This is a genomic window from Bremerella sp. JC817 (assembly GCF_040718835.1).
In the GTDB taxonomy this organism is placed as follows: Bacteria; Planctomycetota; Planctomycetia; order Pirellulales; family Pirellulaceae; genus Bremerella.
On record NZ_JBFEFG010000267.1, the window covers coordinates 25,894 to 48,355 of the forward strand.

18 protein-coding genes are annotated in these 22,462 nt (G+C 56.0%); 6 read left to right on the plus strand and 12 right to left on the minus strand.

Features of this window, described 5'->3' with window-relative positions; translation table 11 throughout:
* Positions 1–103 precede the first annotated feature (103 nt).
* Positions 104–1,030 carry a DUF1559 domain-containing protein gene (locus AB1L30_RS08840; RefSeq protein WP_367013056.1) on the plus strand — a complete coding sequence of 309 codons (927 nt, stop codon included), beginning with the start codon at positions 104–106 and terminating at the stop codon, positions 1,028–1,030.
* 102 nt (positions 1,031–1,132) lie between these two features.
* Entirely contained in the window at positions 1,133–1,537 is a 405-nt protein-coding gene (locus tag AB1L30_RS08845) for a carboxypeptidase-like regulatory domain-containing protein (protein WP_367013058.1), read from the plus strand.
* Positions 1,538–1,542: 5 nt separating this feature from the next.
* On the opposite strand, the gene AB1L30_RS08850 is transcribed toward AB1L30_RS08845, so the two are convergent.
* Together AB1L30_RS08850 and lpxA are read right to left on the minus strand one after the other, a co-directional pair.
* Positions 1,543–2,046: a hypothetical protein gene (locus AB1L30_RS08850; protein ID WP_367013059.1), complete on the minus strand. Its 504-nt coding sequence runs from the start codon at positions 2,044–2,046 to the stop codon at positions 1,543–1,545.
* Between the two features lie 94 nt (positions 2,047–2,140).
* Positions 2,141–3,010, minus strand: coding sequence for an acyl-ACP--UDP-N-acetylglucosamine O-acyltransferase (lpxA, locus tag AB1L30_RS08855; protein ID WP_367013060.1), 870 nt, complete (start codon positions 3,008–3,010; stop codon positions 2,141–2,143).
* Positions 3,011–3,335: 325 nt separating this feature from the next.
* Here lpxA and AB1L30_RS08860 point away from each other — a divergent pair, with 325 nt between their 5' ends.
* Positions 3,336–3,674 (plus strand): tetratricopeptide repeat protein, encoded by a 339-nt coding sequence (locus tag AB1L30_RS08860; protein WP_345092359.1) that lies wholly within the window; start codon positions 3,336–3,338, stop codon positions 3,672–3,674.
* A gap of 9 nt (positions 3,675–3,683) precedes the next feature.
* Here AB1L30_RS08860 and AB1L30_RS08865 read toward each other — a convergent pair whose 3' ends face one another.
* The 3 genes from AB1L30_RS08865 to AB1L30_RS08875 all read right to left on the minus strand — a co-directional run bounded on the left by AB1L30_RS08865 (position 3,684) and on the right by AB1L30_RS08875 (position 7,190).
* A complete protein-coding gene (locus AB1L30_RS08865) occupies positions 3,684–4,568 on the minus strand; it encodes an ATPase domain-containing protein (protein ID WP_367013061.1) in 885 nt (294 codons plus the stop codon).
* Between the two features lie 97 nt (positions 4,569–4,665).
* Positions 4,666–5,670, minus strand: a complete 1,005-nt coding sequence (locus AB1L30_RS08870) for an SMP-30/gluconolactonase/LRE family protein (RefSeq protein ID WP_367013062.1) — start codon at positions 5,668–5,670, stop codon at positions 4,666–4,668.
* Positions 5,671–5,951: 281 nt separating this feature from the next.
* Positions 5,952–7,190: a multidrug effflux MFS transporter gene (locus tag AB1L30_RS08875; protein WP_367013063.1), complete on the minus strand. Its 1,239-nt coding sequence runs from the start codon at positions 7,188–7,190 to the stop codon at positions 5,952–5,954.
* 96 nt (positions 7,191–7,286) lie between these two features.
* Here AB1L30_RS08875 and AB1L30_RS08880 point away from each other — a divergent pair, with 96 nt between their 5' ends.
* A complete protein-coding gene (locus tag AB1L30_RS08880; RefSeq protein WP_367013064.1) occupies positions 7,287–7,928 on the plus strand; it encodes a TetR/AcrR family transcriptional regulator in 642 nt (213 codons plus the stop codon).
* Between the two features lie 176 nt (positions 7,929–8,104).
* The gene (locus tag AB1L30_RS08885) at positions 8,105–10,051 is read left to right on the plus strand and encodes a vWA domain-containing protein (RefSeq protein ID WP_367013065.1); all 1,947 of its coding nucleotides are present in this window, start codon (positions 8,105–8,107) and stop codon (positions 10,049–10,051) included.
* A 114-nt stretch (positions 10,052–10,165) separates the two neighbouring features.
* On the opposite strand, the gene ilvB is transcribed toward AB1L30_RS08885, so the two are convergent.
* The 3 genes from ilvB to AB1L30_RS08900 all read right to left on the minus strand — a co-directional run bounded on the left by ilvB (position 10,166) and on the right by AB1L30_RS08900 (position 14,938).
* Complete coding sequence (gene ilvB / locus AB1L30_RS08890) at positions 10,166–11,896, minus strand: biosynthetic-type acetolactate synthase large subunit (protein WP_367013576.1); 1,731 nt, start codon at positions 11,894–11,896, stop codon at positions 10,166–10,168.
* Between the two features lie 412 nt (positions 11,897–12,308).
* Positions 12,309–13,175, minus strand: a complete 867-nt coding sequence (locus AB1L30_RS08895) for a glycosyltransferase family 2 protein (RefSeq protein WP_367013066.1) — start codon at positions 13,173–13,175, stop codon at positions 12,309–12,311.
* A complete protein-coding gene (locus AB1L30_RS08900) occupies positions 13,172–14,938 on the minus strand; it encodes a hypothetical protein (protein ID WP_367013067.1) in 1,767 nt (588 codons plus the stop codon). The genes AB1L30_RS08895 and AB1L30_RS08900 overlap by 4 nt, the downstream gene beginning before the upstream one ends.
* Before the next feature lie 285 nt (positions 14,939–15,223).
* On the opposite strand from AB1L30_RS08900, the gene AB1L30_RS08905 reads away from it, so the two are divergent.
* Positions 15,224–15,898 (plus strand): class I SAM-dependent methyltransferase, encoded by a 675-nt coding sequence (locus tag AB1L30_RS08905; RefSeq protein WP_367013068.1) that lies wholly within the window; start codon positions 15,224–15,226, stop codon positions 15,896–15,898.
* Here the strand turns inward: AB1L30_RS08905 and AB1L30_RS08910 are convergent.
* From AB1L30_RS08910 to AB1L30_RS08925, 4 genes are all read right to left on the minus strand, one after another.
* Complete coding sequence (locus tag AB1L30_RS08910; protein WP_367013069.1) at positions 15,895–17,172, minus strand: hypothetical protein; 1,278 nt, start codon at positions 17,170–17,172, stop codon at positions 15,895–15,897. The two genes, AB1L30_RS08905 and AB1L30_RS08910, sit on opposite strands and share 4 nt — an antisense overlap.
* Positions 17,173–17,183: 11 nt before the next feature.
* The gene (locus tag AB1L30_RS08915) at positions 17,184–18,995 is read right to left on the minus strand and encodes a hypothetical protein (RefSeq protein ID WP_367013070.1); all 1,812 of its coding nucleotides are present in this window, start codon (positions 18,993–18,995) and stop codon (positions 17,184–17,186) included.
* Positions 18,992–20,860, minus strand: a complete 1,869-nt coding sequence (locus AB1L30_RS08920; RefSeq protein WP_367013071.1) for a hypothetical protein — start codon at positions 20,858–20,860, stop codon at positions 18,992–18,994. Before AB1L30_RS08920 ends, AB1L30_RS08915 begins: the two co-directional genes overlap by 4 nt.
* Before the next feature lie 63 nt (positions 20,861–20,923).
* A complete protein-coding gene (locus AB1L30_RS08925; RefSeq protein WP_345092327.1) occupies positions 20,924–21,853 on the minus strand; it encodes an ABC transporter ATP-binding protein in 930 nt (309 codons plus the stop codon).
* Positions 21,854–22,462 lie beyond the last annotated feature (609 nt).

Sequence of the window (22,462 nt, forward strand, 5' to 3'; positions counted from 1 at the left end):
TCCTCGACAAGTGCTGGTTACGATTCATTGCGAATTAATTTCCTAGCTTCTTATTTTACGCTAGGTACCCTGTCCCCTTCTCATCTAATCACTCGAGGTATCGATGAAGTCCCATCATGTAGTCCGTAAGGGCTTTACGTTGGTCGAGCTCTTGGTCGTGATCGCCATCATCGGCGTGTTAATCGCTCTTCTGTTGCCTGCCGTTCAGCAAGCCCGTGAAGCCGCTCGGCGTATGCAGTGCAGCAACAATCTCAAGCAACTCGGCCTCACCTTCCACAATTTTCACGACACGTTCAATTCGCTTCCGCCAGCGGCTCTGCGAAATGAATATGCCAGCTTCTTCCCGCTGATCATGCCTTACCTGGAACAGAAGAACGTCGTCGACCAGCTCGACCTGGCGTTGCCGATGACCTCCGGGGCCAACAACACCTTTATCAAAACTGATGCCGCTGGTGTTCCAGGCCTGCTGTGCCCCAGCCGTCGTAGTGGTTCGCAGATCTCGGAACTAGGTGCCGCGACCGACTACTGCATCACCGGCAACCGCGAAAGCACCAACGAATGCGACCGTTTGGACGCCGATAACGCGACCCCTGCCCTGCACTACAGTGCATTGGTTCTGGCCAAGGGTGGCAACGTCGATAGCGGCGGCCGTTTGACCGGCTGGAAGTCGCAAACCAACTTCGCCAGCATCACCGACGGATTGTCGAACACTTCGATCCTGGGCGAAAAGTACGTTCCTATCAGCTCGCTGAATCGCCACGCCAACGTGGGTGACGGCACGATGTACTACTGGCACATCGACGACTGGAAGACCTGGATGATCATCCGAAATTCCAAGTTCCCACTCCTTCGTAGCCCGAACATCACGTCGGGCGAATATCGCAAGAGCATGGGCAGCTTCCACCCTGGCATCAGCCAGTTCCTGATGGGTGACGGTAGCGTGCGAAACGTTGCCAACAACGTCAATCCAGAGTTCACCTTGCTCATGGCAGACCGCCGTGACGGCCGCGTGAACAACTACGACCAATAGTCATTTCTGGTCGCTGGCATTTGACAGATACGGGCGGCAACACTTCCGAGCGTTAGCCGCCTTTAGTCCCCCATCCCGTAGGAACTAGAAGGAATGTCCACCATGCGAGTTTTGTTTTTGTCGATCGTCTCTTTGTGTTGTGCTGTGACGATGCTGGGCCTGGTTGGCTGTAGCGGCTCGAACGGTGCGACGGAACAAGTCACCGGTACGGTTACCTTTGAAGATGGCACGCCGATCAAGGGTGGGACGATCGTCTTCGCGTCGCTCGACGAGAACTCGAGCTCGATCGGCTACATCAAGGAAGACGGTACCTACGAGCTAGGCACGTTTTCGGAAACCGATGGTGCCCCGAAGGGACGTTACGAAGTGACCGTCATTGGCAGCAGCGACTACGGTCAAAGCTCGCCGATCCATCAGAAGTTCGCCAACCAGGGGCAGTCTCCCTTAAAGGCCGAAGTCCAAGATGGGCCCAACGTCATCGACTTCAAGGTCGAACGCGCCCGTTAGTCCGTCTAGAACGGATGATGAATGGCTTTCGCGTCGCGAATGCTGGTCTGTTTGCTGTTGGGATCATCGTTGTAGATCCCAACACGCCCCCAGGCGAGCAGCCCGATGAACAGGCAGCAATAAGTCGCGAAAGTCGTCCCAGCCCAACAGAGCAAATTCAAGGTCATCTGAGGAAGCGGCTCGATCGAAGCCGCTTCCGCTCTTCCGACCGCCAGATCGAATACCAATCCGCCGAACGTAAACCCGATGAAGTTCGCCACGATCCAAAGAGGGATCTGCAGGACGAACGATACCACGACGGCGATGATCTGATCTTCCCATGGCAGGGGCATGTCGTCTGAGTGCCGGGCAATGGTTAACACGGCGAGCAGCAGGCTGGGCAACGCCCAACCCAATAAGAAGCCTATTCCAAGAGGCGGCGACAATACCGCAAGCGATAGCCCCATCCCAAACACCAGGCACACCATGAAGCTGAAACCGGTGTAGCTCGATAAGGAATGGTTGCGCATCGTGTGGCCTCAAAGAATAAGAAACACTCTTTGGCCAAACTAGCAAAGCGAATGGGTGACAGCAAGCAAATGAGACGTTGCCTGCAAGGCCTTCTTAACCAGCGCGACGATTGGAATCGGCTGCGTTGTCTTTCTCGTCCGACAGAACGCGAAGTTGTGGACGACTGACATCCATACCACGACCGCGGCTGCGTCCCTGAATGAAGCCACGTTCACTATCGGCCAGGAAGGTCGCGAAGTGCAACGCGGGGCTCTGAGGGAACTCGCGTCGAACCCGCTCCAGGGCTTCGCGGTTGGTCAAGTTCGAGCGGAAGATGATTCGGTAAGCTCGCTTCAGTTCCGAAAGCTGTTCCGGCGAATAGCCGCTTCGCTTCAAACCAATCGTGTTCAAACCAACGACCAGACTGCTGCAACCATCGACCGTGACGAACGGTGCGACGTCCTGAACGACGTGGGCCTGACCGCCAACCATGGCGTTTCGGCCGACACGGCAGAACTGGTGCACAGCGACGGCACCACTGACGTAGGCTCGGTCTTCGATGACGACGTGGCCACCCAACATGACGTTGTTGGTGATGATCGTGTTGCTACCAATGATGGTGTCGTGGCCGACATGGGCCTGGACCATCAGCAGGTTGTTGTCGCCGATGACGGTATTCTTGCCAGGAGCCAAACCGCGATGAACGGTAACGAACTCTCGGAAGACATTGCCCGTACCAATAATGACTTCCCCCAGCTCCACCCCAGCGCGAAGATGCTGAGGAGGTCCGCCGATGACGGCGTGTTCATGGACCTTGTTGTTGGCCCCCAGAGTGGTCCCCTTTTTGATCGACGCAAAGGAGTTAATCTGGCATCCATCCCCGACTTTCGTGTTTTCTTCAATGACGCAGAACGGTCCGATCGTGACATCGTGGCCGATTTCCGCGGTAGCATGAACGATTGCGGAAGGGTGGATCTGAGTCACAGCAAATCCTTTTGCTGAAGGTCGAAGATGGGTATTGCGATTCCAGGGCGACGAGGAAAAGAGGCCATCCTGGCTGTCTGATCCGCGCGTCAACGCTCCTAGATAAGCTATATCGGTAAAATCTGTCTAGCCCGATCGATCGAAACCAATTATTTGCTACGGACTTCCGCTCTAAATTGCGATAGCAATGCTGTGCCAGCACGGTCAATCTTAGCAGTCCCAGGAAGAGGTAGCTGTCCGGGGTCGTGTCAAATCGGGGGCGTTTCCATATAATCTAGGCACGTTCCCAAGCCCATTTTGCGTCTTTTACCACGAATGTGAGACCATGTCTGATACGTCTACCCTTTACAGCGAAGGCGAAAAGCTGCGAGACGAAGGGAAATACGAGGAAGCGATCGAGAAATTCAAAGCGGTCCTGGCCGAGAAACCAGAACACGTTCTCTCGCACATGGCCCTGGCCGTCACTTACGGCAACTTGAACCAGTTTGCCGAGGCTTGCTATCACGCCGAAACGGCCTGCCAGCTCGAGCCAGGTGATCCGTTCAACTTCACCGCTTTGAGCGTCACCTACCAAAAGGCTTTTGAGGTGACTCGCGATCCGGTGTACATCGAGAAAGCAGAGCAAGCCAAGCACCACTCGGACGCCTCCCGAGGCGGGATGTAGTTCGCTCGGTTAGCCATCGATCTGAATGCCAGCGTCGTCGATGTGGTACGGGATAATCTCGTCGGTCGCGGCGCTGCCACGATGCTTGCTGATATAGATCGCTCGGCGGATCTTCGTTCCGTCGAGGATCTTTCCCATATAGATCACGGTATTCGCACCGCTGATCAGGTCTCCCTCGTCCAGGTTTCGCGAGATCAATTGATCGAGCATCGCTTCTTTGGACGTCTGTAGCATCATGCAGCCGATTTCTTCCGTTGCATAACAATGCTTTTCGGCCATCTCGCTGTTCTTACGGAACGTCTGCCGGAACAAGTCGCGAGCCACCCACATCGGGTCTTTTCGCAGCACCTGGTGGTAGACGTACTCGAACAATTCGATCTGAATCGATTCGGCAGGCACGTCGACTGGTTCCAGGCCATCGATCACCACCCGGCGGCAACCATGAGCGAAGTTGCCATACAGAAAGCCAATCGTCGTAGCGAGCTTCTCGTTGATCTGACGCTGCCAGTGACCGAGTTCGTCCCAGTCCATATCGCGCCGCGAGACCCGTTTGCCCTGATAGTCGAAGACGTGCAGCATTTCGCCGCGGGTCAATTCGGTCTCGAAGAAGTTGTCGAGCTCGGGCACCTGGTTCGAGTTAGCCGCGACCGGTTTCCACCCGAACATCCGGTCGGCGTATTCGACATGGCTTTGCGAATCGCCCCGGGTGCTCATATCGAAGAACACCCCTTTGTGACCATCGACAGCCTGACCGGCATGAGCGAAATGAACACCCATTTGGGTTTTGCCGATTCCGGTTGCTCCGATAACCAGAGTCAACGTGCCAGGAATCAGCCCGCCCCCAAGATGGTCGTCGAGTTTAGGAATACCGGTCGTTTGTCGGGCAGCAGGCATGGCACAGGGTCTGTCGGTGGCGCAAGAAACTGGATGGTACAGTTACAGCGTACCAATCCACTTCCCGTCCGCCCAGCAGACCCTATGGCAGGTATGCCTACTCGGAACCGATCGTTCCCTTGGCGGTCGTCTTTACGCGGCACAGGTACATATCTGCAGTCATGTACAACGTACCATCAGGACCAAATGCACAGTTCGCGGTTCGCTCGCCAGTGCTAATTCGTCCCAATTGTTTCCCGTCGGCAGTGACAACAACCACGCCGCCTGGGGCCGTGATCCACAGCGTGCCGTCGGTATCGACCTTCAAACCATCGCAGCTTCCAGGACGCTTGCCCTTCCACTCGGCGGCATCATAAACCTTCTTGGACTCGCCCAGCTTGCCGTCCTCTTGGATCGGAAATGCTTTGACGAAACATTCCTGCGAGTCGGCCACGTACAGCGTGCTGCCATCTGGCGACAATGCGATGCCGTTGGGGCGTGGGCATTCCTTGGTGAGCAGCGTCAACTTGCCATCCTTCGCCAACCGATAGACGCCGCAGTAGTCGAGCTCGGCTTCTTTGCCGTTCAACCCGCCGGGCAAGCCGTAAGGAGGATCGGTGAAGTAAAGATCGCCATTGGCGTGAAAGATCAGATCGTTCGGGCTGTTGAGTCGCTTTCCTTCGTAGTGCGAAACCAGCACCTTGCGTTCGCCATCGACGATCTGCGTAATGTTGCGATCGCCGTGGCAGCACATCGTCAGGTTACCTTCCGGCGAGAATGCCAGACCGTTGGTGCCTGGTTCCTGACCTTCAAACTTCGGCATGCCAGTGTATCCAGCAGGCTGCATGAAGACGTCGGTTCCCTTGCCCGGCTTGTACTTAACGATCCGATTGTTGGGAATGTCGCTGAACAGCAAATACCCTTCCGGAGCCCAGACAGGTCCTTCCGACCACTCGAATCCATCAGCCAGAACTTCGATCTTGGCATCAGGGGCAACCAACTTGTCGAATGCTGGATCGAGACGTTCGATCTCGCCAATCGTCTTTTTCACATCGTCGGCAACAACTGGGGCGGCAATCGCCGCGCATAGAGCGAGTGCGAGGCTGAGGGGGGAAAAACGCATGGGCGGGATCTCCAGGGGGCAGAGAAATTGGGTTGGTGAATGAAGAATAGGGAAATTAATCCTAACTCGCTAAGGCGGGCATGGCAATTAACCCGGTGTCGGGGCGAAAAATTGATAGAACCGGAACGATCCGCCCGGTAAATGTTCGCGATGGCTCTGCCCCATGAAGATCGGCTGACCTCTAATGATGAAGCCGAAAATCGGCCAACGCCAGCCTGATCCGCGAACTTGATCCCAGAGATTCGCACGATCATTGTCAAAGCCGACAGCAAACGCGCGATCTAGGCCGCCTCTTCCTGCAGGCACGTTTCTTCAGTACCGGGGAAGGTGAGGAACGCGATCGAAATCGCTGCCAGGCTACTCAGTCCGATCACCATGACCATGGGCATCGCGGTGCCGTTCGCCGTCAGGCCAATCACCAGGGCCGCGACCGTGCCGAAACCAAACTGACACGCCCCAAGCATCGCGGCGGCTGTGCCTGCGATCTTGCCTTGCGATTCCAATGCTAACACCGCAGCAATCGGCATCACGAACGCCAGCGAAACGATGATCATGAAGAGCAAGACCGAAAGCAGAACGACATTCAGTGCACCGGTCAGTTGTAAGGTGACCAGCAACATGGCGGCCATCGTGTACGCAACCAATCCGGAACGGACGATGTTCTCTGCCTGGAAACGCCCGATCAACCGCGGAGCAATCTGAGCTCCGATGAGCAGCCCAACCGCATTGGTAGCAAAGAGCACGCTATACATCGTCGGCGACAGTCCATACAGGTTGATGAAGATGAACGACGATCCGGTGAGGTATGCGTAGAAGCCTGCCTGGGCCAGAGAAAGAGCCGCCACGTACGGCATGTATTGTCGGCTGAGCAGCAGCCCGCCGTAGTTGCGAATCGCCACCAAGGGATGGCTCGACGTACGCTGGGCTTCCAATCGCGTTTCCGGCAAGGCAACCGCCACCATCACAATGCATGCCAGGCCGAAGAAGGTAAGAAAAACGAATAGCCATTGCCAAGGTGCCACCAGCAAAATAGCCGAGCCGATCAGAGGTGCGACGATCGGCGCCAGCCCCAGCACCAGCATCATCATGGCCACCAGCATCGCCGCCGTTTTGCCACGGTACAAATCACGCACCACCGCCATTCCCACGACTCGTCCAATTGCCCCGCCCAGGCCTTGGATGAAACGCAGCAAGAGCAGTTGCTCTCCGGTTTGCACGAAGGCACATCCCAGCGAAGCGATCGTGAAGAGAACCAGACCGACAAAGATCATCGGCTTCCGTCCCAATCGATCGGATGTCGGTCCATAAAACAATTGCCCCAGCATCAGCCCGCCGAGGAAAGTCATCAGGCTAAGCTGGCCGGTTCCTTCATCAATCCGCAGCGACTCGACAATCTGCGGCATCCCAGGCAGATAAAGATCAATCGACATCGGCCCCAACGCCCCGAGCACACCCAGCACAGGCGCGATCAGCCAAGGTGAAAGCTGCGGAGGAGTTTCGGTCGGGCTCGAGGATTGCATGGCGACTTCAAGGGAAAGAACTTGTCTTTGTCATTTGGAAACGGTATCGTTTCTTAAATAGAACCGTATTGCTTAGCTACCTAAAAGTCAACGCCAATGCCCCTGCGATCTTCCACATCGACGTCTCGCTCTAAACCAGGTCGCCCGCCGGTTTACTCGGAAGAAGAGCGATCGCAGCTCTTGTTGCGGGCAGCCGAAGAGGCATTCACCACCATCGGCTATGGAGCGGCCACCATGGAAGAGATCGCTCGCCTGGCTGGCATGTCGAAGAAGACTCTATACGCCCTCTTCCCTGATAAAGAGAGTCTGTTCGAAGGTGTCGTCGGTTCGCTGGGTGATTGCCCCTGGGAGAATCCAGAAGCGCCCCCTCTCCTTCCACCAGCTGAAGAACTCCGGCGACGCTTGCTGGCGATGGTCACGTTTATCCTCTCACCCCGCCAGATCCGTCTGACACGACTGTTGATCGCCGAAGCGGAACGGACACCGAAGCTGGCCCACGACTTCCATCAACGGGTGATCTCGAAGGGGCGACAGTTTTTGAAAGAGGCGATTCGCCAGGCAGCCGACGCAGGCATCGGCCCGAAGGTCGAAGACTACGAACAGTGGAGCTCGACCGTCTTAGGTGCGGCGTTGGCTCGCCATCATTTAAGTGCCCTGTTCGGCAAAGCCCACCGCGCCCCCAAGGCCCAGGTTGAAGCACAAGTCGACACTGCTCTGCGAGCTTTTGGCTACCTTTAGCATGTCGATTCAAGCGGCATACATGTCACCTGAATTGACACGCCAAACTCCCCATTCAGGGCATTTTCTTGTCGCATTTGCGGGTCCTATCGGCCACAATGGGTAATGGAATGCATTTTGCTTGATGCTTTTTGTAATTTCTTGGCTCGACGAACCTCTTCCCATTTGGCCGACCCATGCAACCACTCCCCTCGCAGCAATTGCCTGCTTCGGACAGCCAATCCATTCCCCAAATCGAAACCTACGACGAAGCTCCGCGCGGGCTACTGAAGCGTTTGGCTCACTCGGCCTACCATTCGGCCGCGTTCCTGACGTCATTCATCTTTCACTTTGCGTTGATCATGGTGTTGGCGATGTTCACGCTGACCAGCCAACAACGCACGCAACCGCTGATCACGGTTATCGAGCCGGACATGGTCCAAGACCTGGATACGTTCGAGATCGAACTCGACCAGCTCGACGTCGTCTCGACCGAGATGGCGACCGCCAGCATGCCGGTGTCGGAAATGGGCATGGCCGGAGAAGCGATCGCTTCGATGTCGGCCCCGGTCCTGCAGCAAGAGGCCCTCGATCCGACCGAGACGGTTCGCGTCGAGCTATCCGACATCGCCATGATCTCAACCGACAGCGATTCGCTCATCCGCGAGATTCCCTCTGGCACGATCGGCTCGGCTCAGGAAGTGGTCTCGAACTATCAGGAAGCGATGGACCAGATCACCCAGGAACTGATCTGGATGATGTCAAAGAACAAGGTTCTAGTGATCTGGCTCTTCGACCAGTCGGAAAGCATGAAGGATGACCAGCAGCGAATCCGCGAACGCATCGGTCGTGTCTACACCGAGATCGGCCTGACGGAAGAAGGCCAGGGCGACGTGTTGACCACAGCGGTAACCAGTTACGGCCAAGGCTTCCAGCAACTCACCCAGGCCCCCACTTCCAACCTTTCTGAAATTCAGTCGGCGATCGATGCGATTCAGATCGATCAGTCTGGCGAAGAGATGGCCTGTTCCGCTGTGATGGAAGCCTTGTCGCGGCATCGTAAGTATGCCCAGATCGCCGATCGTAAGGTGGCGTTGATCATGGTCACCGACGAAAGCGGCAACATGAATGATAACGGTGCCCAGCTCGAAAACGCCATCAAGATGGCACAGCAAATGGACTGCCGCTTGTTCGTGATGGGGCGCGAAGCGATGTTTGGCTATCCCTATGCCCACTACGAATGGCGTCACCCATTCAGTGGTGAAATGCATCTGCTGAGGATCGATCGCGGGCCCGAAACGGCCTACGTCGAACAGCTTCAAACCGATGGCTATGGCAAACGCTGGGATGCGATGACCAGCGGGTTTGGTCCGTACGAACAAGTCCGTCTGGCCAAAGAAACAGGTGGCCGCTTCTTCATGCTGCCAGGGCAAGAGGACGACATCCACTACGTCACCGACCGCAAGTACGACGCCAAGACGATGGACTTCTATCGCCCTGACCTGCGACCTCGCGCCGCCCAGGTTGCCGAGATCAAGGGAGACGCCCTGAAGAGCCTGGTAACGAATGTTGTGTACGACCTGAATCCATTCCAGGAAGACCGCAAGGAAGTGCTGACCATTCGCCATTGGTACAGCAAAGATCCCGACGAAATGGCCAAGCAGGTTCGCAAAGAACAAGCCGACGTGATCCCATACGGGCAATATCTCGACAAGGCAATCAAGGTTCTCGAAAAGAACCGCGACCTGCGTGATGCGTCGACCTCGCTGCGCTGGCAAGCAAACTACGACCTGATGCTCGGGCAGCTGTATGCCTACCGCTGTCGAGCCTATGAGTATGTCGTCAGCAGCGAGATGTTCCTGAAGAACCCAACTCCGCCCGATCCGAAGCGTGAACCTTACATGGAGTTCCGCGGCTGGGAACTACGAACGAACTCGAAACTGGTCGCCGCCGACAAGACGCAGGACGACGCCGATCGGGCGAAGGAACTTCTCACCTTCGTAACCAAAGAATACGCCGGAACCCCATGGGCAACGCGAGCTGCCTGGGAAGTCAAACGCGGCTTCGGCTCTGGCCTGCGTCCGTACTACTTCGATACCCGTCGTCGCAAGAGCGACAAGAAAGTGCCGATTCCGAAGCTGTAATCGGCGCGAGCAAGATGCGACAACCGGCCATCCACTTCTGATGGCCGCGCAGCAAAACGGGGAACGATTGCTCGTTCCCCGTTGGCATTTCTTGATGGACGATCAACTCGTCGACTACGACTTGATCATCTCTTTGACGGTCATGCCGCTTGGGATCATCGGCAGAACATGTTCCTGGTAAGGAACGGCCACGTCCAGCACGTAAGGACCGTCGTAGTTGATCATCTCTTCCAGAGCTGGGATCAACTCGCTCTTCTTGCTGATCGTTGCCGCACCGCAGCCGTAGCCCTTCGCGATCTGAACGAAATCTGGGTAGCGTTCGACTGGGTAAATGTCGTTACCCTTGCCTTCCCATTCATCGTGATCGATTGGGCCGAGGTAGGTGTGAGCACGATTACCAGCCATGAAGCGGTCTTCCCACTGCACCACCATACCCAAGTGTTGGTTGTTCACCAACAGAACCTTGACTGGCAGCTTTTCGCAGAAGCAGGTCGCCAGTTCCTGGATGTTCATCTGGAAACTGCCGTCCCCTTCGATGTCGATGCATAGGGCATTGGGGTTGGCTGCCTGGGCACCCATGGCTGCCGGAAGACCGAAGCCCATCGTTCCCAGACCGCTGCTCGACAGCCACGTGCGTGGCTTCTTGAACTGATAGAACTGGGCAGCCCACATCTGGTGCTGACCAACGCCGACCGAGATGATCGTTTCGCGATCCTGGGTCAAACGCGACAGCTCGGCAATGGCGTGCTGCTGCAGAATGCCTTCGAACTCTTTGTTGTAGGTCAACGGATCGTCCTTCTTCATCTTCTGGCAATGGGCAACCCAGTCCGAGATGTCTTCAGGAGCTTCGACCACTTCGTTCAGCATCTGCAAGGCAGGCTTCAGATCGCTGACGATCGGAATATGAGCCTGCTTGTTCTTGTTCAGTTCGCTCGGATCGATATCGATGTGAACGATCTTGGCGTCCTTGGCGAATTCCGTCAGCTTGCCGGTGACGCGGTCGTCGAAACGAACGCCTAAACCGATCAGCAAGTCGCACTCGCTCACCGCCAGGTTGGCGTAAACGGTACCATGCATGCCCAGCATGTCGAGCGACAGCGGATCGGCGTTCGGGTAAGCGCCCAGGCCCATCACGGTCATGGTGATCGGAATGCCTGTCTTCTTGACCAACTCACGCAGCTCTTCCGAAGCACCGGACGTGATCACACCACCACCGGCGTAGATCACCGGGCGTTTGGCTCGCTTGATGGCGGCTGCGACCTGACGAATCTGTTCTGGCTTGGCCAGACGAGGCTGGATGTTGTAGCCCGGCAGGTTCATCTTGCAGTCCCAGTCAGGCACACACTGTTCCAGCTGAACGTCCTTCGGAATGTCGATCAGCACAGGACCAGGACGTCCGGTCGTGGCAATGTGGAAAGCTTCCTTCATGATCCGACACAGATCTTTGATGTCGGTCACCAGGTAGTGATGCTTGGTAATACCACGACAAACTTCAACGATCGGCGTTTCCTGGAAGGCGTCGCTACCGATGACGGCGCGAGGCACCTGGGCGCTGATCGCGACCAGCGGAATGCTGTCGAGCTTGGCGTCGGCAATCGCGGTCACCAGATTGGTGGCACCTGGACCGCTGGTAGCCATGGCCACACCGACCTTACCGGTCGTACGAGCGATGCCCTGGGCCGCGAAGCAACCACCTTGTTCGTGACGTGGCAAGATCGTGCGGATCTTGTCCTTGTAGCGGGTCAACGCCTGGTGTAGCGGCATGCTGCAACCGCCCGGGTAAGCAAAGAGTACTTCTACGCCATGTCGTACCAGCGATTCGATCATAATGTCGGCGCCCAGCATGACTTGGTTGTTCGTAGCTTTTTCAGTCGAAGTACTCACAGATTCTCTCCGGTGATTGAAACAGATTCCTCGGAATCCAATCGCAAGGCAAACCGATGCCTGATCGCGATTGCCCATCTCCTTCGCAGAAGGCCCTATTGCCATAGAGAGGAAGAAGGGACATTGATCCAAACTATAAGGATAGGCATTGAGGGCCTAGGGTTCAACCGAATTGAGCTGTTTTCGGCACCAAAAAGACACCCGCCTGGGGTGTATGCTGTGACTTCTGGGGGATATTTGACGGATGACCGCACAGAAAACGACTGCCAGCAGGGCGTCTGCAGGTTCAACCATCGAAGCCTAAGGTTGAAACGCCACAAGAGATGGCTACCTGCGGAGGAAGCAGATAGCCATCCCGTGACGATGATTTGGGCTAGTCGGAGAATCGATAGCGGAAAATGCACCACAAGGCCGACAGTCCTTCTTGCCAGCCAACCTTGTTGCTGGCGGCCCAGTTCGGGGTACGGAACTGGATTGGGCATTCAACGAAGCGATACTTCCGCTTGGCCAGCTTGGCGGTGATTTCAGGCTCGAAGCCGAATCGGTTCTGTTGAACTTCGATCCGCTGGATAATGTTGCGGCTGAATGCCTTGCAGCCGGTTTCCATATCGGTCAGGCGAAGGCCAGTTAGCAGGTTCGAGGCGCAGGTCAACGCCTGGTTCCCGAGGCGATGCAGCCACGAATCTTTGTCGTACTTGGCTTCGCTCATAAAACGAGAGCCGTAAGCAACATCGGCCTCGCCGGTCACGATCGGACGAATGACCTGGGCGATGTCTTGCGGCTCGTACTCGAGATCGGCATCTTGAATGACCACCACGTCGCCGGTCACGTATCGGAGAGCCGTGCGAATCGCCGCTCCTTTGCCTTGGTTGCGAGCGTGATAGATGATCTTGAGATCGCAGAAGTGAGCCAGTCGGGTCAGCACGTCGCGGGTTCGATCGGTGCTTCCATCTTCGACGATCACAATTTCCGTACGAAACGGAAGCTGCAGCAATCGCTGGACAACCGTGGCGATGGTTGCTTCTTCGTTAAAGACCGGCACGATCACCGAAAGCTTAAAGTCGGCTGGCAGTGGATAGTCGAGGGAGTCGGTTGGCTGCTGGTTGTCGGTTTCCAGTTCGTCGAGCAATTGCTCGGTTTCGGCCAGACGAAACTCCCAAGGGGCCAGGTCCCAAGGATGGTCGTCGAGATGCTCCCAGGTCGATGCAGGAGAAGTCGAAGGGAAAAGCGTGGTGGTCATGGTTGCCCTCTTTGAGTTGCCGTGCGGATGGCACGTGCCAGTTGCGATGATGGGGTGGCTCCGGCTGGTTGCGATGGAATCGCAGGCCAGGCTACAAAGCCGTGCTGGTTTGCGTTCGAAATCGAACGCTGGTTGGGTGCGACAAATTCAGGCGATTGGGGATTGTTGAACAAGTCGCTTCGTCCCCATACCTGAGCAAGTGAGTCCTGGTACAAAAGGGTCCATCCTGGTACCGACTCCATCGTTTGCTCCGAGTGGGGCTGACCTCGGTCGAGCAATACGAGTGCCGGATTTCCTTCGACCAACGCGGCCGTCGGATTTACCGGAGAGGGCAATTTGCGGAAACGCATTCCTGGCGCGTCACCGAGAATAAAGTCGAAGTGCCGGTCGACGACCGACTGCGGATAACAAGTCCGAAAACGGCCATCGAACTGCACGCTTGAGGCACCATCGACACACCGGGCCGCGATGTAGTACTGGGCCCAGTTGTAAGAAACGATCGTCTTGCCATGCAGGTGATGTTGGTCCATGTATTCGATCGCCGAGACCGGATAGACATCGCGGTCAACACGCATCACGCTGAGCCTTCCATACAACGGCCAGGCAAACATGCCAGCCGCCAGAATCACCACACCCCAGGCAATCGCGGGATTCAGGTTTCGTTGATTGGCATCATTCACTGCCGTCAGTCGATTCCAGGCGGAAACGACATGCGGAGTCACCCAGAAACCACACAGCATTGCCAGAAACGGAGCGTGTCGCTGATGCATGGTGGCCTGAGCGGCAACCAGTAGCATCACAACCAACTGCGTGAAGTCGATCGGTTTCTTCGAGTATGCCAGCGAGAAGCCCATCAGCCCCAACAAGGCGATAAAAGCCATGCTGAACATATCGAGTGAGTACAGCGGATGCCACTCAGTGATCTCTGGCCGAGGCACGCGCAGAGCTTCGAGCATCCACTGGTGAAGTTCATAGCTGTAAGGATTCACCAGCGTGGCGATCACCGCACCAAATAGCATCAAGCTAAGACGACGCAGCATGCCAGAGGCTTCCCAGCCTCGCATCGTGAATGCTTCGATCATTCGGCAGACGAGGTAAACACCCAGCACCCCAACGCCAGCCATGAAGCCGCCATGGGTGTTGGTCCACAAAAAGCAAAGCGGAATCGCCAGCCACAGAAGCCGCATCGACTTGTGGCTCCAGCTACCAGCGTCGGCCGCTTCGCCACGACGTAGCGACTTCAGCCAAGGCAGATTCCAATGTCCCTGCCAACCGACGAAAGCGCGATCGAGCAAAACCAGCAGCAAGGCAAAGAAGCCAAAACTGAACAACTGCGGTCGCACGTTCCAATGATTGGTGAAGTTGATCGCCATCAGCAGCGAGACCACCATCACCGGCAGCGGATACCGGGCAAAGTCTTTCGTCTTCCAGAACGGCACGCTGCAGATCAGAAGTCCCAGCAGCAGCTTCACCAGCAGCAGACCGGTCGGGCCGATCGTGTCGATACCGATCGCCAACGCCAGTTCGCTGAGGTTCTCGTGATTGATCCAACGGTAGCCGTTGGCGGTATAGCTGTACGTTGTCGTTCGCGCGAGACCTTCCTGCAGAGCGTCGCGTCCATACTGCACATGTCCCCACAGATCGGGATCGGCACCATTCGGACTGACGGCGATGGCAACGGCCAACAGCGTGCCTGCGACAATGGCCCAGGCAGACCATGACCGTGGCGAATGGGAATCGTTTTGAGGCGAAGAATCGTGCACAGCGAATACGATTGCGGATAAGGAATAGACAGCCCCGTTTGGTCAACCATAGGACGCTATTCGGGTTGAGATTCCCCGAACCTTGGTGGGAAACCAGAGTCGGGTTCCCGAAACAGAGGCCCTTTCCAGCGGACAATCGCTATGAACGTTACAGCCCTACCCGCTACGGCGATCAACGCACCGTTCATACCGGAACAAGTGCGTACCTTGTCTTGCCGGGCGAGAACCTGCTACGCTGTCGGCTGCTTGTTTCCGCAACCTGTTTTCGAGATACCGCCAAGACTTTTGAACGCTTCACCTGACCCAACCTCGATCGACACCGATGCAGGTCATCGAGTTTACACATCGTGGTCTTTGCCACTTTACGACCTTGTGGTGCATGGCTTCTCGAATCGCTTTCTGTGGAACTGCCGGACGGCGACACTTCAGGCCTGGTTCGACCGGCATGTGACCGATCGCCACCTCGACATCGGTGTCGGGACTGGCTTCTTTCTCGATCGATCTCAGCGGCTGAACTCCGCCAGCCAGATCACGCTGCTCGATGCCAACCAGAACTGTTTGAACGCCTCGTCGAAACGAATCGCGAGACTTCAACCAACTACTGTTCAGGCCAATCTTGCTCAGCCATTTCCCTCCACGCTGCGACGCTTCCGCTCAGCTTCGCTGATGTATGTGCTGCACTGCTTGCCGGGCGAGAAGTCATTCCGCGGCGAAGTGATTCACCGCGTAGCCGCGACGCTGGAACCAGGCGGAATCTTGTTCGGAGCCACGATCCTCGGTGAGCCTTGCCCGAAAGGTCGATTAGGACGTCGCGTGATGGCGTCGTACAATCGCCGCGGGATCTTCGGGAATCAGAACGATTCGCTGGACTCGCTCCAGAAAGCTCTTTCCGATGAGCTACGTGCGGTTGAAATCGTCACCGAAGGATCGGTCGCGATGTTCGCAGGCAGCGTATCCTAGTTGCCTCGCAGATAAGCGCGACGCGGCTCGGTGTTCAGCCAAAAGCGTTGAGCTTCTTTACTGATTTGATCACCGGCGAACGCCTCCGCCTCGCGTTCGTCTGAGAAACGATCGGCAGGCGATTCGATCACGAGTCGAGCAAAGTTGACCGTCTTGGTCTTCACGGCAAACGAACGCGCGGCGGCAAAGGCGAACCGTTCGCCTGGGTAGATCGGTGCGCCGGTCGTTTGAAGTGACCAACGATCCAACAGTATCGGCACGAACCAGTCTTCACTCGATTGCTCATCGACGTAGGCCTGCATCTCTTCTGGCAAAGAACCCAACACATGTCGTGGCACAAACAGATAAGTCCGTCCGACGTGCGAGGCATACAAACCCCACGCAGGCCAAGGATCGCCGATGCCTGCCAGTTCCGAAAGTGGAAACAAAATCACGGCACCACAAATCGCGATCGCGGAACGAATCCGCCAAGGGGAAGCTGTTTCGGTGGACGGTTCTTCAATTCTCGCAGGAAACCAAAACAACAGGATGGCCTGGGCGAAGAAGAAGACATTCCAGAGAAGCACGCCCCAGCTATGGGATAGCCCAAGCGGCCCCAGCACAACAATCAAACCGATGTGCATAGCACACGCGGCAACAACGCCAAGCTTTCTGGTTCTCGGAATGGAGAGCAACACGAATGCGATCAGCTCGAACGCGGGAAAAACGAGAGCAAACCATTTGTCACTGCTCCAAAGATCCGGTCGCCAGGCCATTCCTACCTGGCTGGACAACGTCGCCAGGAAGTCGTTCCCCAGTTCGTTGACGAACGAGGCATTCAGCTTCGAGACCGCCGAGAAGAAGTAGACGCTTAAAGCAACCGCCATCGTCAGTCGTCGAGCCAAACTTCCCGGGACCAGGCCGAAAAAGCAACTCAACACAGCGACCTGATAAGCCCATGGCTGAAAGCGATGCTGGTTCAACAGAAACGTCAGCAAAAGTATTCCGGCCAGCGTCAGCCACAATCGCGAAGCGAATTTTCCTTGCGGTCCGGCGATCAGAAGCGTTGCAGCCACCAGGACCAATCCGCCAGCCAGGATCTGATCGGCGAGCGGCGGAACATCACGCAGAAAGGACCAGACCGGCACGGCGGGGAAGCTCGTGAGATCGATCCATAGCGGATAGGTCGCCGCCATCAACAGCAGCAGGAACAAGGCGACCAGTCGCTGGTAAATGAAAAAGGCTCGATCCGCACCGGATCGAGCCTCGGTCTGTTCGTTCAAGGTGTTGTCCACAAAGCAGAGTCCTACTCAGGGTCAGCACTCTTTTCGTCACTAGACTCCGCCGATTCTTGGGCGGGCTCGGCTGGCTTCGACTCGGCGGAAGCTTCTTCCTTCATCGGTTCGGCGGCAGGCTTCTCCGATTCTTCCGCAGGCTTGCTTTCCATCGGCTTGTCGGCAGGCTCTTCTTTCGGAGCCTCCTCCGACTTCATCTCGCCCGCTTCGGCTTCGGCCTTTTCATCCGACTTCGGAGCATCTTCCGGAACCCATTCTGGTTCCTGGAAATCGCCGCCTGCTTCGGCCCGCAAGATGTCGATCAGCGGGAAGTTTGGCGAGATGTCCTGATCGAAGTGGTTCAGCAATTCGCGGTACTCTTTGATCGAGTCGGCCAAGACATCGGACGAAGCATCTTCCCGCAGTTCCGGGAAATCTTCGTAGATACCGGTCCACAGCTCCCAAGCTTGTTCGTACAGTTCGCGAGCTTTCACGAGGTCGGCCGCTTTGTACGCTTCGTGAGCATCGTAAACCAACTTGCGGGCTTCGACGGTCCGGTCAGTTCGTTCCGACTTGGCTCGGGTCAGCCAGTAGTTGAAGGCAACGATGTCTTTCTGACGATTGATCACGCCTCGCATGAACTCCGTTTCATCCAGCACGTTGGCCAGCTTAGAAGCTTCCAGCACGCCGTCGATATTATTGTCACGCATGTACGCGACGACTTCAAATCGTGAAACGTTCACCGATGGCTCGGCCATGCGGGCGAGGCTCATCTGTTCTTCAGTGCGTTCGGCCTTCGGCGTTTCGATTGCCTTACGAGTCTCTTCCGGAAGCTTCGCGAACTTCTCGGCGTAGACCTTTTCTTTGTACTGACCGTAGGCGTCGTCGAACTTCTTACCGACTTCTTCGATTTCAACTTTCAGACGATCTGCGTCGTTCAGCTTGATCGGAATACCATAGGTCGAGGGCAACTCGTGGTCGCCATATTCACGCCATTCGTCATAAGCTTGAGCCCAAGCGGCCTGAGCTTTTTCCGAGATGTTGCCTTCTTTTTCGGCTGCTTCGCCGAAGTTCATCAGACGCTTGGCGGGGTACTGATAGAAGATCGTTGGCGACATCGCGCCGATGCTGCCCAGACCATTGTCGACCACTTCCGTCGCCCATTGGTCCCACAGACGAGCAACCAGCCAGTTGTCTGGCTTGCCCTCTTGAACCCCTTCGGCACCTTCGACGACCGAGTACTTCGTTCCTTCCAGATGCTTCTGAATTTCTTCGTGGAAGATGTCGTCGTCCGGGAAGATTTCGCGGTACTCCTTCTTCTCGTCGGCGTTGCCGAACTTGTTGCCGAAGAAGTGACCGATCGAATTCATCATGCGGGGTTCGTTGTAGTTGTACTCGGTACCATCCATGTGATAGTTGATACCGCGTTTGACCCACAGATAACGGTGCTTGTAGTTATCGAACTCGCGGGAAACGTTGTACGACAGGTTCCAAGCCTGAAATTCCCAAACCTTCAGCAAGTGCGGATTCAAGTACGAGATGGTTTTGGCGGTCGCCTCCATCAGGGTGTACTGTTCCGTCTTCTGATATTCATTCAGGTTGCTCCACAGGAACGTGATCGCCACACCGTCCAAACCAAGCAACGACAAACGCATCGCTTCACTCGCGGGGTCGACTTTGCCCAGCTGAGCGTCCGAGATGCGATATTCGCGCCGCATTTGAGCGAGCATACCGCCAGGCTGATTCGAGGTTGCTGGTCGGCTGATCAACGACACCGCGATCAAGATCACGATGATGCAAACGCCGTAAACAACCTTGTGCTGAAAAGATTTATTCTTGCTCATGCTGCGATTTCTTTCGATTTCAGAAAGAAGTACCCGACCGCGACCAGCGCGACGAGGAAGCCGAGGACGGTGATGAATTGTTCTGCCACAACGGCTCCTGGGATGTTGTAACCATCCACCACGAAGCCTTGGGTATCGAACATGCTGTAGTCAGGCAGCATGTTGACGAACGCGTAAATCATGAAGGCGAAGACCGTGTCGATCGCTTTGACCACGTCGACCCAGATGGCACCTTCCAATTCGGTCATGATGTTCTTCTGCGTGTATAGTCGCACCATGGCCTCGGCCGGACCACCCCCGTACCAACCGGTCTTCTCGTTGAAGATCACGTTGCGGGCCAGGCCTTTCACATCGTCCGCGATGCTACCGTAGCCCAGAGAGAGGAACGAGGCGAGCAAGGCGACCGGGCCATTCAGGAAGGTGCTGAACACCAAACCGAACGTGATCACCAGGACGACCTGCAACCAGATACCGACATAACACTTGACGTAGTTCAGCAGGAAGCTGCGATTGTCTTCCAGGACGTAAACCGTGTTCTGAGCGACACCAAAGTACTGGCCTGGCTCGGCACACTGGATCCAAAGTTCCAGACGGCCACCATCCTGCGTTGACAGATCTTCCAACAAGTCGAGTTCCGGCTTGTCGCTATTGGCTTTGAAGTTGGATAAGGTTCGCGGGATGTAATGCAGGTCCGATTCTTCCGACGCGGTAAACGGAATCGCAATGCTTCGTTCGCCCGTTTCAGGGTTCTTGAAGTAGAAGTTACCGCGAATACCTTCGGTGATCGTACCTTTGTAGGTACGGAAGACACTCAGGTTGAATTCGAGCGGCAGCATCTCTTTGGTTTCGTCACCGTCGACCACTTCGGCGAACATGCCGTCGTTCAAGTCTTCAAAGGTGAAAACCGCGGCACTGAACGTACCACCTTCGATGTAGCTGAAGTATTCCCATTCCTTACCGACGTTGATACCACGTGGGGCGGCGTTCTTGCCGGAGCGATCGAGGAAGCGAACCGAACCGATGTGACGCACACGGGCCTGGAACATGTCGTTCGGTCCGCTCAGGACGTACTTGTCTTCCGGGCCGCCGTTCTCGTTGATAGTCACATCGTGACGATGTTCGTGGACGCGATCGATCTCGGCGGTGTCGTTCGGATAGATAGTAACCGCGTGCTTGTGACCGGCGGTCTCGGTCGTTTCGCCGATCAGGGTTCCGTTCTCGCCCTGGACCAGCTGGTCAGCGTTGACGTAGTGCTTGTGGCTGAAGCCCTGCATCAGGAACAAGTACGAAACGAAGGCCATCGCGAAGAGGACAATCGTACCGACGCCCACAAAACCGAACAAACGACCGAGGAACAATTCACTCGGCAGAACGGGCTTGGTGTAAATGGTGTAGATCGTGCGGCGTTTGATATCGTCTGGCAGGCTGAACACGCTGAGCGCGATCACCAGCAACAGCACCAACCACTTCGGGAAGGTGAGTACAAACGTCAGGTACAAACGGACCGGCTGTTCGGCACTTGGGTTGATGTACCACCCGGCGAACAACAGCACGACCATAAACAAAGCGAAGACGAGCAACGCCTTCTTGCGAATCGCTTCCTGAAACGCGAGCCAGGTCATTGCCCAGACACGGCGAGGCGAGATCGAAAGCAGTTCCGGCACCGATTTCACAGCGGTTCCGAACACGGCATAGAAAGCCTCGAACGGACCGTTACGGAAAACGGAGACGATAAACCCGAATACGAGCCCGGCCAAAATCAGAATGACCAAGGCAATCAGGTAGGTAAGCAATCCGCCGAACTGCTCGCCCGGGATAGGAAGGAGCCACTCGCTTAGCGGCTGAATATTATCTTCGATCCCCATGGTGATTGTTTCTTACTCGAAGGTTCGCGTGGAAAGGAGGGCCAAACGGGCTGAACAAAGGTTCTACGAACGATCCGAACCGGCACGGCGGCCAGGTCGGGCTTCGCTTTCGCGGACAATGTTCAAGAAGAGCTCTTCGAGCGTCGTCGTTGGGTTTTCGACCGAGATGTTCTCGGCGTTTTCCCGTTCGAGGATGGCTCGGATCTCAGCCTTCGCTTCTTCGCTGACTCCCTTGGCACGAATCTGGGTTTCGTCGCTCACCTTCAGCAAGGCATCGACACGGCCCAGTTCCTTCAATTCACCCTGGTGCAGAATGGCGATTCGATCGGCAACGTCCTGCAAGTCGGCCAACTGGTGGCTGGTGACCAGAACGGTCTTGCCTTCATCCTTAAGTTTCAGGATCAAGTCCTTCATTTCACGAATACCGATCGGATCGAGCCCGGTCGTTGGTTCGTCGAGGAAGATCAGCTCTGGGTCGTTGATCAAAGCCTGGGCCAGACCAATACGACGGGTCATACCTTTCGAGTATTCCTTCAGCTGACGCTTGGCAGCCCACTTCAGACCCACCATTTCGATCAGGTCGTTCACGCGTTTCTGGCGAACGTCGGCTGGCATGTTGAACAGCTGGCCATAGAAGTTCAGCGTTTCGCGGGCATCCAGAAAGCGGTAGAGGTACGACTCTTCCGGCAGATACCCGATGCGTTCCTTCGTGGCGATGTTCGTCGGATCTTGTCCGAAGACAAGTGCCTGACCACTGGTGGGAAACAACAGCCCCAGCAACAACTTCATCGTGGTCGACTTGCCGGAACCGTTTGGTCCTAACAGACCAAAGATTTCGCCGCGACGCACTTCAAGGTCGAGTGCTTTCAGAGCTCGGACTTTTTGACGCCCCCAGAAGTCGCGGTAGATCTTGGTCAGATTTCGCGTCTCGATGATGACTTCGTTGTTGGACGAGGGAGCGGACGATTGCGGTTGAGTGTCTACCGATGCCATGGAACCTGTTTCAAGCCACGGTGATGGTTGGTACGAAAGAGATAAGATGAGGAAAATAGTGAACTGCTTCGGGCGATCTTGCGCCAAAACAGTCCGATATCCCCTGTCTACGCAGCGGAGCCAGCTTGGTTCGGCTAGCTCTGCCTGCTTTTTCTCTCGCCTTCTTACGAAGCGGAAAGAACTTAAGGGAAAAGTCCGACTATAAATGGGGCTTCCCCCAGTGACAAGGAACCAAACCTGGGCAGTTTGGTGACTTCATGGGATCTTCCCCTGTTATTGTCCGCATTCTACCGCTTATGCGGGCTCGAACTGCGATTTACGTAGCCACACCTGCCCCACACGATTGAGGGGATTTTGTTTACGAATCCTCAACGCGTCGCGGCTGCGGAACAATGCTGGTGGACTGGGGTATGTAGCTAACAGGGACTTGTCACTTATTAAAGCCTACTGCACTGGCCTCTGCCGAAGCGGCTCGATTTGTGTGACGAGGTCGCCAGCGAACAAAATAACGTCAAAAATCGTGTCAAAAACACTCGGTTTGAGGAGTCAACGCGGGTATCATTCATGTACCTAGCGTGGGGGAGCGTTCCGCTTGTCCCCAGACCTCCT

What these genes read in the sequence shown, in the direction of transcription:
- AB1L30_RS08840 (WP_367013056.1), top strand. Translation starts at nt 104, where the DNA reads ATGAAGTCCCATCATGTAGTCCGTAAGGGCTTTACGTTGGTCGAGCTC.
- AB1L30_RS08845 (WP_367013058.1), top strand. Translation starts at nt 1,133, where the DNA reads ATGCGAGTTTTGTTTTTGTCGATCGTCTCTTTGTGTTGTGCTGTGACG.
- AB1L30_RS08850 (WP_367013059.1), bottom strand. Translation starts at nt 2,046, where the DNA reads ATGCGCAACCATTCCTTATCGAGCTACACCGGTTTCAGCTTCATGGTG.
- AB1L30_RS08860 (WP_345092359.1), top strand. Translation starts at nt 3,336, where the DNA reads ATGTCTGATACGTCTACCCTTTACAGCGAAGGCGAAAAGCTGCGAGAC.
- AB1L30_RS08865 (WP_367013061.1), bottom strand. Translation starts at nt 4,568, where the DNA reads ATGCCTGCTGCCCGACAAACGACCGGTATTCCTAAACTCGACGACCAT.
- AB1L30_RS08870 (WP_367013062.1), bottom strand. Translation starts at nt 5,670, where the DNA reads ATGCGTTTTTCCCCCCTCAGCCTCGCACTCGCTCTATGCGCGGCGATT.
- AB1L30_RS08875 (WP_367013063.1), bottom strand. Translation starts at nt 7,190, where the DNA reads ATGCAATCCTCGAGCCCGACCGAAACTCCTCCGCAGCTTTCACCTTGG.
- AB1L30_RS08880 (WP_367013064.1), top strand. Translation starts at nt 7,287, where the DNA reads ATGCCCCTGCGATCTTCCACATCGACGTCTCGCTCTAAACCAGGTCGC.
- AB1L30_RS08885 (WP_367013065.1), top strand. Translation starts at nt 8,105, where the DNA reads ATGCAACCACTCCCCTCGCAGCAATTGCCTGCTTCGGACAGCCAATCC.
- ilvB (WP_367013576.1), bottom strand. Translation starts at nt 11,896, where the DNA reads ATGCTGGGCGCCGACATTATGATCGAATCGCTGGTACGACATGGCGTA.
- AB1L30_RS08895 (WP_367013066.1), bottom strand. Translation starts at nt 13,175, where the DNA reads ATGACCACCACGCTTTTCCCTTCGACTTCTCCTGCATCGACCTGGGAG.
- AB1L30_RS08915 (WP_367013070.1), bottom strand. Translation starts at nt 18,995, where the DNA reads ATGAGCAAGAATAAATCTTTTCAGCACAAGGTTGTTTACGGCGTTTGC.
- AB1L30_RS08920 (WP_367013071.1), bottom strand. Translation starts at nt 20,860, where the DNA reads ATGGGGATCGAAGATAATATTCAGCCGCTAAGCGAGTGGCTCCTTCCT.
- AB1L30_RS08925 (WP_345092327.1), bottom strand. Translation starts at nt 21,853, where the DNA reads ATGGCATCGGTAGACACTCAACCGCAATCGTCCGCTCCCTCGTCCAAC.